8 protein-coding genes are annotated in these 12,116 nt (G+C 47.2%); 5 read left to right on the top strand and 3 right to left on the bottom strand.

Annotated features, from left to right (window positions below; translation table 11 throughout):
• Positions 1–225 precede the first annotated feature (225 nt).
• Positions 226–3,051 (top strand): response regulator, encoded by a 2,826-nt coding sequence (locus tag SYK_RS07930; RefSeq protein WP_281763051.1) that lies wholly within the window; start codon positions 226–228, stop codon positions 3,049–3,051.
• Between the two features lie 66 nt (positions 3,052–3,117).
• Positions 3,118–3,675 (top strand): hypothetical protein, encoded by a 558-nt coding sequence (locus SYK_RS07925; RefSeq protein WP_281763050.1) that lies wholly within the window; start codon positions 3,118–3,120, stop codon positions 3,673–3,675.
• Positions 3,676–3,802: 127 nt separating this feature from the next.
• Here the strand turns inward: SYK_RS07925 and rsgA are convergent, their stop codons facing one another.
• Positions 3,803–4,912, bottom strand: a complete 1,110-nt coding sequence (gene rsgA / locus SYK_RS07920) for a ribosome small subunit-dependent GTPase A (RefSeq protein WP_281763049.1) — start codon at positions 4,910–4,912, stop codon at positions 3,803–3,805.
• Positions 4,913–5,321: 409 nt separating this feature from the next.
• Positions 5,322–6,425: a linear amide C-N hydrolase gene (locus SYK_RS07915; RefSeq protein WP_281763048.1), complete on the bottom strand. Its 1,104-nt coding sequence runs from the start codon at positions 6,423–6,425 to the stop codon at positions 5,322–5,324.
• A gap of 282 nt (positions 6,426–6,707) precedes the next feature.
• On the opposite strand from SYK_RS07915, the gene ybaK reads away from it, so the two are divergent.
• The gene (gene ybaK, locus SYK_RS07910; protein WP_281763047.1) at positions 6,708–7,175 is read left to right on the top strand and encodes a Cys-tRNA(Pro) deacylase; all 468 of its coding nucleotides are present in this window, start codon (positions 6,708–6,710) and stop codon (positions 7,173–7,175) included.
• A gap of 17 nt (positions 7,176–7,192) precedes the next feature.
• On the opposite strand, the gene SYK_RS07905 is transcribed toward ybaK, so the two are convergent.
• Complete coding sequence (locus tag SYK_RS07905; RefSeq protein ID WP_281763046.1) at positions 7,193–8,905, bottom strand: ATP-binding protein; 1,713 nt, start codon at positions 8,903–8,905, stop codon at positions 7,193–7,195.
• 803 nt (positions 8,906–9,708) lie between these two features.
• On the opposite strand from SYK_RS07905, the gene SYK_RS07900 reads away from it, so the two are divergent.
• Entirely contained in the window at positions 9,709–10,500 is a 792-nt protein-coding gene (locus SYK_RS07900) for an IclR family transcriptional regulator (RefSeq protein ID WP_281763045.1), read from the top strand.
• Between the two features lie 542 nt (positions 10,501–11,042).
• Positions 11,043–12,107: a 3-methyl-2-oxobutanoate dehydrogenase subunit VorB gene (gene vorB / locus SYK_RS07895; RefSeq protein WP_281763044.1), complete on the top strand. Its 1,065-nt coding sequence runs from the start codon at positions 11,043–11,045 to the stop codon at positions 12,105–12,107.
• Positions 12,108–12,116: the final 9 nt, after the last annotated feature.

Raw genomic sequence — 12,116 nt, 5'->3', positions numbered from 1 at the left:
ACTACGGCCAAGATTCCTATTTTGGCCGTAGTTCTTATTTTTTTTAGCGTCGTTTTCATCTTATTTGATTTGCCCGAATCCTGTGTTTGCTTATTACAGAGCATACAATTGGTGTGTGCTATTTTTTTTAACCTTTTGATTTGAAAAGACTAGACATAATGATGAGGGCGGGTCACATGATGAAGACTCATACCACATAGAACATACTGCTTCCGGGAATTCCTCATGACGCTGCGTAGAAATGGAACACATTTGGCTTCGGTTCGTTTTATCCTTTTGATCGCAGTTGTGTTGTTGGCTTTTTTCGGATGCACTCCGCAAGAGCAGGCCCCGCGGGCTTTCGGTGGCGCCATCGATTTTTCGTCATGGGATTTTGACAGCGACGGGCCTGTGCGTCTTTTCGGAGAGTGGGGATTTCAGTGGAGGGGGCAGGACGAGGGTTTTCTTTCGACACAAGCGAATGGCTTCGAAGGAAGTGATCGTTTTCATGTGCCTGGACTGTGGGAGGGGCAGACTGCCCAGGGGCGTGTGTTGAGCCCGAAGGGCAACGGGATTTATCGTCTTCGTTTCAATATGCCCTCAAATTATCCAGAGCAGATGGCCATTCTTGTCACGGGTGGCATGTCGGTCTGTGAGGCTTGGATTAACGGGATAAAGAGAGCGTCGAGCGGAACTCTCGGTAAGAGTTTTGGATCCGAAAATCCCATGCGGCATTACGTGATAGCTGAGTGCCCGACATCAGGGCGGCTTATGGAAATCGAGCTTCGCGTTTCCAATTATCACAACGCGCAAGGCGGTTTGAATAGCGATATATTTCTCGGTACTTCTCAGCAAATTCTTGATTTTTACACTCTACCTCGGCTTCTCGGTGCGTGTATGGCAAGCGCCGTTTTTTGCCTGAGTTTATTGTATATTGCTCTTTTTTGTATGCGTCAGTCCGGGAAAGAATATTTTTATTTCGGACTGTTTTGTTTGTTTTGGTGTGTTGCCATTCTTTTTAGTCCTTCATCCGGCTTTTTGGCGACCATATTGATCCCGTCCCTTTCGTGGGAATGGTATATCAATTGTTCCGTGTTGCCGTATGGGGTGACCGTTCCATTGATGTTGATGTTTTATCATCGGTTGTTTCCCAAAAAATATGGTTGGCTCATGGAGCGTGTGTATTGGGGCATCGGTCTGCTCTATGTCGCATATATTCTCATAACGCCTCCCAATGCGTATGATGTCGTGTTGTTTTTATACTTTTGGGTTAGTAGTCTCGTGTTGGTTTATATGTTTTGCTGTTTTGCCGTTGACTTGTTTCGCAGAGAAAGAGGGGTCGGAATACTTGTTGTCGGCTACCTCGCCCTGGTGTTCACGGAATTGGTTGACCTGTTTTTTGACTTGCACATCATTAATTCAGCCTCACTTCGTCCTCTTGGGGTTTTTGTTTTCATTTTTTCTTACGCCTTTTATCTCGCATTCCGTTTTTCCAATGCATTTGCCCAGACGGAGGCTCTTTCTGAAGAATTGGAAATGACCAACGTTCGCCTGGTGCAGTTGGACCGATTGAAGGATGAGTTCCTCGCCAACACAACGCATGAATTGAAAACGCCACTGGCCGGGATGGTCGGTATCGCTGACTCTCTGCTTGCCAGGGGGGGGGCGGATTTATCCAGTACGACAGCCAGACAGTTGAAGGTTGTCGTGCATAGCGGTAAACGGCTTTCAAAGCTTATTAATGATGTGCTCGATCTTTCTCGATTGAAGCATCGTGATGTTGTGTTACGGGTCGAGTCTGTTCAGCCATATGCCGCTGTGCGACGAGTTCTCGCGTTGGGCGAAGCATTGAAACGTGATGGCAATACTTTGTTGATTAATGCCATTCCAATGGATTTTCCCGCAGTGAAAGCTGATCCTGATCGTCTTGAACAAATATTGTTTAATCTGGTTGGAAACAGTCTCAAGTTTACTGAGGCCGGCCAGATCATTGTTTCAGCTGAATCTCATGAAGGCATCGCAAAAATCATTGTTACAGACACTGGAATGGGCATTTCAGCCGAGGATCAGGAGCGGATCTTCGATGCATATGCTCAGGGGAGTACTTCCCGTTCGGGTGGGGCAGGACTTGGGCTTTCCATTACCCGTCATCTTGTGGAACTGCATGGCGGAATACTTGCGGTTATTTCTGAAGAGGGTGTCGGGAGTTCCTTTTCTTTTTCCCTGCCTTTGGCAGACGCCTTTTCTTCCGGCGATTCAACAGTTTCGCTGTCCACCACGCCAGAGGTCTTTCCTCTTGTTGATTCTCCCATGGAAGGGATGAATTCGTCAGCTCTCGTGACGGTTGAATCCTTACAGAGTCACGCTTTGTCTTCAGACGGGAAATATAAGGTTCTGGTGGTGGATGATGAGCCTGTTAATCTGCAGGTGGTTGCATCCATTCTGAATCTTGCCGGAATCTCTTTTCGAACGGCTGAGAGTGGATCTATGGCATTGCAGATGATTAAAAACGGCAAAGAGCCGGATATGGTACTGTTGGATGTCATGATGCCGGCTATGGACGGGTATGCGGTGTGTCGTGAATTGCGAAAGGAATATCCGGCCTCGGTTTTACCTATAGTTTTGTTGACCGTAAAGAATCGTATTGAAGATGTTATCAAAGGCTTTGCCGCTGGTGCGAATGACTATCTTACAAAACCGTTTTCACGAGAGGAGTTGGGAGCGCGCGTTGCGACACAACTTAAGTTAAAAGAGGCCTATGCTGCGTTGGAAGAGAATGTGGCATTGAAGCGGGAAGTTGAACTTCGACGGAAAACGGAAAGCGGACTTCGGTTCATGCAGGCGAAGTTGGCAAAGATTTTGGATTCTTTGGATGATGCCATTGTCGGCGTGAATTTGAGTAACGAGATTGCCTTTTGCAACCATCCTTTTGAAGTGCTCACCGGAAATGTTGCCGATACCATGCTTGGCCGCCCTCTTGCGTCATTGCTGGTTAATGTCGAGGCGCAGCAGTGTGCGGCTTTGCTTGATTCCGTCCATCTTCAATCAGCGGCGTTCGATTTGCCGAGTTAGGTAGATGATGTCGTAGTCTTTGCCAGTGAAGGTCGTGAACTCAAGGTCTCCTTTTGGGTGACGCAGATGGAGATTGAAGAAGAGTCTTTGTGCCTAATGATTGTTCGACCGGTTGGTCCCATGGACATGGGACACGCCGTGTCCATTTCCACGCAGTTGTATGAGGCGCTAGATTCAAATCGTCAACGACTTGTGAGTCTGGAGGAAACCATTCTTTCTCTCGAGTCCGGTGATGTAAAAAATCAGCAGGTAGCGCTGGACGATTTAAAATCTCTTGATCTGTTGCTTGAAGAGATGAGTTCGCGAATGTCGTTGGGCACGGTTGATGAAAAGCGGTCTTTGGCCGTAACGGTCATGAATTTGGCTGTTGACTGTTGGGTCGAATCAATCGGTTCCACAAAGGCTGATATGGCCGAACAATCCGGTCTATGGAATGTTTACATGGAGAGAGATGGGTATTTTAGAACGCAGACTTTGGACAAGTACCTTGATGAAGAAACTTTGCCCAAGAAGCCCCGTTGGAAAAAAGTTCTTGTGACAGCCGAATTTGTCCTTGCCAATTGTGGAGAAGATTCTCCGCTTTGTCAGGAATTGAAGACTGCTGCCGACTTGTTTAGAGGATGACGATTTGAAAGTCAGTTAATTTATCCTTTTACCCTTTGTTAATTTTATGTTTGATCGGGGGTATATCCAAAAGAATAAGGCTGAGAAGACTTTTCTTCTCAGCCTTTTGGGTGCATTTGGGCGTTCGTTAATTTTTGCCTTTTTTCATGTTTTTAATACGTTGGGAGACTCCTCGCCAGCGTTCTTTTTCGACACGATCTGCGCTTTTGGTGCGGCGTGTCGAAAGATAGTCCATTTCACTTTGCATCTTGCGAAAACTTGCCAGTCGTTCGTGCGGGAGCTTGCTGGTTTTTACGGCATGCAGGACTGCACAATCCGGTTCTTGTTGGTGCGAGCAGTTGGCAAAGCGGCACATTGTAGCCAATTCCTCTATGTCGGCGAAAGTGTTTTCAATGCCACTGCCTTCTTCATGGAATGCAATTTCGCGGATGCCGGGGTTGTCCATGAGCAATCCGCCTTGCGGCATGCGGATGATTTCTCGCACTGTCGTGGTATGGCGTCCTTTGCCGACGCTGTCACTGACCGCTCCGGTGGCCTGAATGTCGCTGCCGTGCAGCATGTTTGCCAGGGTGGACTTTCCTGCACCTGACGAACCAATCATGGCTACGGTTTGTCCGTATTCAAGGTAGCTTTCCAGTTCGGCTTTGCCTCTTCCATCTTCCATGGAGGTCAACACGACGGATACGCCGAAAGCAATGCTTTCAACGTCCTGTTGGAATGACTCCGGGTTTTCATGGAGGTCTGCCTTGGTGAGCACCACGACCGGAGGAAGGCCATAATTGTGGACCAGCGTCAGATAACGTTCCAGTCGTCTGATATTGAAATCACGGTCCAGCCCGCAAACAATGAATACGGTATCAAGATTCGCGGCAATCGGTTGTTCGCGTTTTGCGGTCCTTGTTCGATTGCTGCGTGAACCGGCTTCTCCTCGGGAAAGGATGTTTTTGCGGGGAATGACGCCCGTAATTATGGTGCCCTCAATTAACACCCAGTCTCCTGTGATGGGGTAATCCCGGTCTTTTGTATGCAGAAGTCTGCCTGCTGCAGAACACAATTGTTCGTTGTGTCCGTCTGTCACCAGAAATTGGCCGCGCTGTATGCTTATGATACGGGCAATGTGGCTGTTTGCCACATCTATGTCCGCCAATTGGAGGTCAAAGTATGTATTCCATCCCAATTCGCCGAGTCGTGTTGGGTCAAAGAATTTTTTTGATTGTAATTCGATATGATTTGTCATGTGTCATCACCATTTTATTGTGGCGGCTTGAAAATCCAGCCGCGATTCATAGTCATAAAACCTATGGCGCAAGGGCAAAGGTTTTGGAAGTATAACCAATGATGAATGTGTTGCAAAAAAGGGAGGGCAAAACAAAGGAGTGGTTTCGGAAGAAACACACATCAAATTGGCCTGCGAGATTTGACCATACGCCACAATAGCATGTGGGTGAAAACCGTTTAAGCCTTTTGATTGCCTTGCTCTTTGGCAACTTCAGACACAAGATCAATAAAACAAATGATCATCAACACTCCTTGATTTAGTCTTATGGAATCCCCCTGCCTGATCTGATGACAGGTGTCAATTGTTGGAGATATGCAAGAAGGCTTGAAAAGAATACCTTTCAAGCCTTCTTTTTTCGGTGTTCTTGTTATTGCGTCTTTTGGCTGACGTCTTCGTAGGTAGGTTTGACGCCCCATAGGGGAATGGTGTGTTGTTTTTTCCCATTCAGCGGGAGTTTGTCGAAGTGTATGACCTTATAGTCTTGGTTGATGTAAGTTCGGTAGTACAAGGCCTTTCTGCTTAAATCATAAACGGTCGTCCACTGTGTATAGTCGTAGCCGCGTTTTCCCTCTGAATCAACGGATGACGTGATCCCTCTGGGGATAGAAAAGTTGGCGATCAGGTTCATACCCAAGGTGACGGCGCTGTCTGCGTCGGTAGGCTGGATGGCGATGTTTGCAAAAAAAGCGGCTCTGACAAAGCGTGAGGGAGGAGTCATGTCTCCCGGCAACCCAAGAAGGCCGGTTCCTTCGCCCAGAGGACGTACCGTATACTCGCCGAGTTTGAATTGTTCAACATTTGCGGGGCGTAAATTGATGTAATTGCGTAAATTGTCGAGATGCCATCCGAAGTACGGGGCATTAGTGACGACACCAACAGGGTTGTCTGAGAATTGGATTTTTCCGTCTATGGATTCGATGACGATTGCCTTGCCGGTCTTGTCCATCACATACCAATGGGCAAGGGGTGTTGTGTGCATGGCTTCGAGGGTCACTCCGGTCAGTTTTTGTTTGGAAAGACCTTTTTTTACTTCTGCAACGGTCGCGAAATTGCTGAGAACCCAGGCGCACATGTCTAATTGAGAGATCGCTTTGGGGTAATCCGCTGGGTTGACTTTGGGGAAATTGGTTTCTCCGGTTGTCATCCAGAACCCGGCTACATAGAGACTTTTTTCGTTCATGCCCTCAAGGGGGCGATTCAATCCAAAGGCATTGGGGCCGACGAAGGCGTATGTGTTGGTCCATTGCAATCCGTCTTTGCCGTCAGGCGCGGAGGCGGTCCATTGCATGCCGCGTGGGACAACCATGATGTCGGACTTTGAAGGAAAACCGAATTCGAGTGAACGGGCAAAGGCAACGGAACCGTCCTGGGCAATGACGCGCATTCCGGTGCAGGCCTGCGCCCCGTGTGGACATGCGAGCAGCAAGGCGATGAGCAAAAGTAGGGTGACGTTAAAGCGCGAATGAGACATGTGATCCTTCCTTGGTGAAGGTTACTGGATTTTTTAGGGCGTCAGTCTGTATCATTTCGGGTGTATATATTACTTGTCCGATACCATTTAGTCCTGAATAATTCCATTCTCAATGGAGCCAATCATTTTGTTTGTTTGAAGTGGGCTTTTATGAAGATCATATTGTCCTTTTTTATGGGATGGATCGGCTTGTGGTCAGGGATGGTTCGGTGGTAGGCGAAACTCATTGAACGCATGGTCGGGGATGGAGTCCTTTCGATCAAGATATCACAGGAAAAGACAATGACCCCAGCTATTGATAAGGCGAAGAAGGCCGGTATTACTTTTTTTGTTCACGAATATGAGCATGATTCAACTGCTGAATCGTATGGCATGGAAGCGGCTCAAAAATTAAAAATTGCTCCTGAAAGAGTTTTTAAGACCCTTGTTGTCGGGAGCAGTACGAAAGATTTGACAGTGGCTGTCCTGCCTGTTTCAAAACAGTTGGACATGAAGCTGCTGGCCAAGGCCATCGGGGTGAAGAAAGTGGGGATGGCAGACATCGGAATGGTTGAGCGGGTGACCGGTTACGTTGTTGGCGGCGTGAGTCCCCTTGGTCAGAAAAAGTCGCTCAAGACAGTCGTCGATGCTTCGGCAGAAGGGTACGAAACCATCTTTGTGAGTGGCGGGCGCAGGGGAGTGGATATCGAACTTTCTCCATATGATCTTGCGACGTTGACCCGTGCTTTGTTCGCTACGGTTGCAAAATAGTTTATCCAAATTGATTGTCATTGTTCGATTTTCAGATCGACCAGAAATGGCATGGTCAATTGTACCATGGTACTCCATTCCGTGTGTCCGGGAACAGGTGAAGCAATGGCGAACTCGCCGTTGAATAGCTGTACGACGCGTTTTGCTTTGGCGAGGCCGAGACCTGAGCCGTGCGGTTTGGTCGAGAAAAAAGGTTCCATGACATGATTGAAAATGTCTGCATCAATGCCACTGCCTGAGTCGTAGATCGTGAGCACATAGCACTTCTCGCTGGGAAGATCGAATTTGCTAGCGCATTCTTTTGTTGTCTTCCATTCGCCGATAATTTCGATTGAAATGGTGTCGGAGTTTCTTGCCTCCAACGCATTGGTAAGGATTTCATGGAGAGCTTTACCGATGAGGATTTCGTCCATGGGCAATGAAACCGGGGCTATGCTGATGCGCCAATGGACAGCTTCGAGTGGCGGATTTACGTCAGCCATGACTTTAAAATGGGCTTTCTCGACCAATGTTTCCAAATCGAAGGGAATGGCTTCCGTTGGCATGATGTCAATATAATCCCTGACAGAGACAACCAGTTGCTCCAGATCGTGGCAACAGTTCATGATTGTTCCAAGGTGTTCAATCATGTTCTCGTCCTCCGGGATTTTCCGTTTCAGCAGGTTGGCATTGCCTCCTATGCCAATGAGCGGGTTGCGAATCTGGTGGGCGATGGAGTCTGCAAGTTGCCTGAGCGATTCCTCTCTTTCCGAGTCAATTCGTCGGGTCCGTCTGGCCCTTTCGATCCTTCGTTCCATGCGTTTTTTAAGAAAGTGTGCCTGGATGAGGAGTATGCCGGCCGCGGCCGCGAGGCTTGCCAAAAAGGCAATGAGACTTTTTCGCATGCTGTTGTCTACCATGTCAGACCATGGAACAAGGACAAGCAATTCCCATTGTTTGCCGAGGACCCGTTGTTCATTGAGTAGGTATCGTGTCTGGTCGATTTCGATCCACTGAGTACCCAAGCTTTTTCCGGTGGAAACAGCAAGCGGGGCAAGTGGAGCACCCTTGTATAAACGTCCCTTGCGGGCTGCTTTTAGGAGTCGTTTCGGCAAAGGGGCAAGAGTTTTGTTGATCCAGTCTTCTCGACTTGAAAGGACAATGACGCCGTTGGGATCTTTTGCCATGACGATGTTGTTCGTGGCCTTCCATGTATTTTGAAGTTCCGAGAGTTCGAATTTTACCACTGCCACGCCGACGATTTCGGAGTTCAGCATGATGGGATGGGAGAGATAGTAGCCGGGGATGCCGCTCGTAGCGCCGATGGCATACATGGACCCTTCCCGACCATCCATAGCCCGTTGAAAATAGGGCCGAAATTCATAGTTTTTGCCGACGAAACTATCCGGTTCATCATAATTGCTCGACGCGATTGTGTTGCCTTGTTTGTCCATGATGTAGACGACGGCTGCGCCTGAGCGGACTTGAATAGCCTTGATCAATATTCCCGTTTTGATGTAGTCTGCACGGTTTTCGAAAAGTCTCAGAATCGTCCTGTTTTTGGATACTGTAAATGGTAAATGTTTATATTTGTTTATTTTATCAAGAAAAAGACTTTGTGATGTTTCAAGTTGGATTTTGGAATTATGCCACGCGGTGTTGATCTGTTGATTCATGGATATGAAATAGGTGACCAGAACGACGGTAAATATCGTTATGAGACAGAAGATGATTAAAGCGAGACGTTTCATATCCTCTCCTTCTCCCTCGGAAGCCCATTTTTACGGGTGGTCGAATAATTGAAAAGAGTTCAATTCTCTTTGAGCATACAGGATATTTCCGGGAGTGCAACGGAACAGTAGGAATGTTGGATGATCGTTTGCATGGCTTTCAAGAGAATCCATCCACAGTCCTCTATGAAAAAGTAACGGCTTGGAAGGTGTTTCTTCCAAGCCGTTTAAATTTAGCGTGTTGTAGGAGTATATTGGCAAGGCTTTGCTTGGTATTGTGTAAAAATAGACTTTCCTTTTGTACCAGAAGGTGTTACGTCATCTTGACATATGAAAACGGATACCATAGCTACATAGTTTTGCAAGCTATATTCAGTGCCGGTTCTTTCTTGAACACGTGGCATGTTGAAATAAAAAAGTGTCCGTTGGGAATAATTATAGAATTGCAGTGTAGAATGGCAGGCAATCAGTTGGCTGTTGATTTCAAGATTTTTGTTCAATATTACATCTGACCTCATCAGAGCGATCCAGTGATTTTGTTTCAAAGACTGGATTCATACCAATATTTATCACAAAATTTGGGCGCACAATGACACCTGCCTCCGCCTTTTGGGGCTGGTTCCTAAAGGACATGGTCCTTTGGTTTTTTGTAATACCAATGATTTTATATCTTTGGATGATTGCTTGATTACAGTTTGCTTCGTGAACGTATGAATTGAAATATTACCGCAGTGATAAGCTATGGCTGTCACCAAACATGATTAGAGGTGTTTTTCGTGGCTCCGTAATCATGAGAATGGTAAGAAAATATGAATGGAGAAGATATGGCGAAAGACGCATATTATACAATTGGATCTGTGGTAAAAGTGTTCTCTGTTCTGGAGCAGATGACGAAACAGCATAAATGGGAACTTGCAGACTTGAGTCGGGCAGTTGGTATCCCCAAAACAACGGTTCATCGGTTTTTGTTGACTTTGCAGGATCTTGGTTATGTTTCACAGGGCGAAGAAGAAAGTGCGTATGCATTGACATTCAAGCTTTTTAAAATGGGAAGTCTGGTTACTGAGCATGCAAGTATTCAGGAAATGGCCAGACCATACGGAAGAAGATTGCTTGAGGCCGTCGGGGAAACAATCAATCTCAGTGTGTATTCCGGCACGGAAATGGTTGTTGTCGACAGGCTTGTGACAAAGCAGGTGTTGCGGCAGGATTCGATTGTTGGGCGTTCATTCCCTATCTATCAATCGGCTTCCGGGAAGGTTTGCCTTGCCTTTTTAGACCCCATGAAGTCCGGTTCATTGTTGGAAAATATTCGAAAAGAATCGGATGGAGCGATTGGTCCCGCCGAGATGGCTTATTTTATAAAAGAAATTGAAGCAGCACGGGAAAACGTCATTGCGTATGACAATGAGGAAATATATCAGGGCGTGTGCTGTGTGGCCGTGCCTGTGTTTGATTGCAATGATGAGTTTGTCGCGGCCATCGGAACCTCCGTGCCGAGTGTTCGATTTTCTCCTGGTGTGCGAGAAATGGCGAGCCGGGAGTTATTCAAGGCCGCTGAGCAGCTTTCAATACGCTTAGGTGCCAGCAGTTACCCGCCGGAGAAACAGGCATAAAATTTTTTTTTTACATTCAGTGTGATTTATCTGACCATGTTTTCGTCATGTCATTGGCGGTATGGTTTTGATTGAGTTGGTATGGAATTGAAATATAAAAGTAGCGATCTTTAAAGATCGCTACTTTTTTTTATTGATTTTTCGTCAGGTGAAACTCAACAAATTCTGCTTACCGAATTATAAGTGAACAGTGGGCTTTCATGCGATTGAGTTGTCGCATGAAAGCTTTTTCTTGTTTTTGAGGTTGGGACAATTTTGGTTTTTTCCAATCATTTTAATGAATAAGTTTAATTGAACTTGTTTCATGGAAATATTTATGAAAAACGGAGCGTATTTTTTCTTGAAACTCCTTGACGAAAAAGGCGGAGAGGAATAGATTTTTCTGGAACGGCGAAACACAATGTGGTACGACAGTCGTAGTTACCGAGTTTTGCTGATTTTTTTCAGCTTTATTAATGGTACGGCATAACACAATACAGTACGGAAACGATCGTAGATGAAAATTACGGTCGAACCTCAAAACAATTGCAAGTGAGGGTTACATGAAATCAGAGACTTTGTTCCTGAAAAATGCGCAGACATTTGCTGAGGCAATGGTGCGGTGCGGGGTGCGTTATCATTTTGCATACCCCATTACGCCTGCGACGGAAGTGATGAAGCATACAGCTGTTATTCTTCCCCAGTACGGTGGACGGATGGTGCAGATGGAGAGCGAGTTGGCAGTTGCCAATGCTTTGGCAGGATGTGCCTGTACCGGCAAGTTGGGCGCAACGTCCACATCCGGTCCCGGAATGTCCCTCATGCAGGAGACCATTTCTTTTATGGCTGGCGGCGAGCTGCCTTGCATCATGCTTGATGCCATGCGCGTCGGTCCCGGTGACGGTGATATCGTTGGTGCACAGAGCAACTATTTTCAGGCCACGCGTGGCGGTGGGCATGGTGATTACCGTGTCATCGTGCTCGCCCCGGCTAGCGGTCAGGAGATCGTGGACATTATGCCTGATGCCGTGAAGCTGGCCTACACCTACCGCACCCCCGTGCTGTTCGTGATCGACGGTGTAACCTGCACCATGACAGAATCTGCCATTTTCCCGGATGCACACGATTACGCTGCCGAATTCGACACTTCTTCTTGGGCCTACACAGGCACGGGTGATCATTCCAAGCGTTATCTGTTGACCGGTAGTTACACCCATGCTCAGGGTGAAGAGCTGAACCGGCACTTGCTCGCTAAGTACGAGAATATTCAGGAAAATGAACAGCGTTGGGAAGAGATTCAGGTGGACGACGCCGAAGTCGTATTGGTTGCTTTTGGCATCCATGGCCGTATGGGTCAGGATTTGGTGGAAAACATGCGCGCTGAAGGCAAGAAAGTCGGCCTGATTCGTCCGATTTCCCTGTGGCCTTTCCCGAATAAACCCTTCGAAAATCTGCCTGAGTCCGTGAAGTCCATGGTGGTGGTGGAAATGAACCACGGTCAGATGGTTGACGACGTACGTCTGGCAGTGAACGGCAGTGTCCCTGTGCATTTCCTTGGTAAAACCGGTGGCGACATGCCGCTGTGCACCCTTGCTGAAATGACCGATAAAATCAACACGTTGCTGTAAGGATAGACG

It is taken from the genome of Pseudodesulfovibrio nedwellii (assembly GCF_027923765.1).
In the GTDB taxonomy this organism is placed as follows: Bacteria; Desulfobacterota; Desulfovibrionia; order Desulfovibrionales; family Desulfovibrionaceae; genus Pseudodesulfovibrio; species Pseudodesulfovibrio nedwellii.
This window is presented reverse-complemented; position numbering and strand designations above follow the sequence as displayed.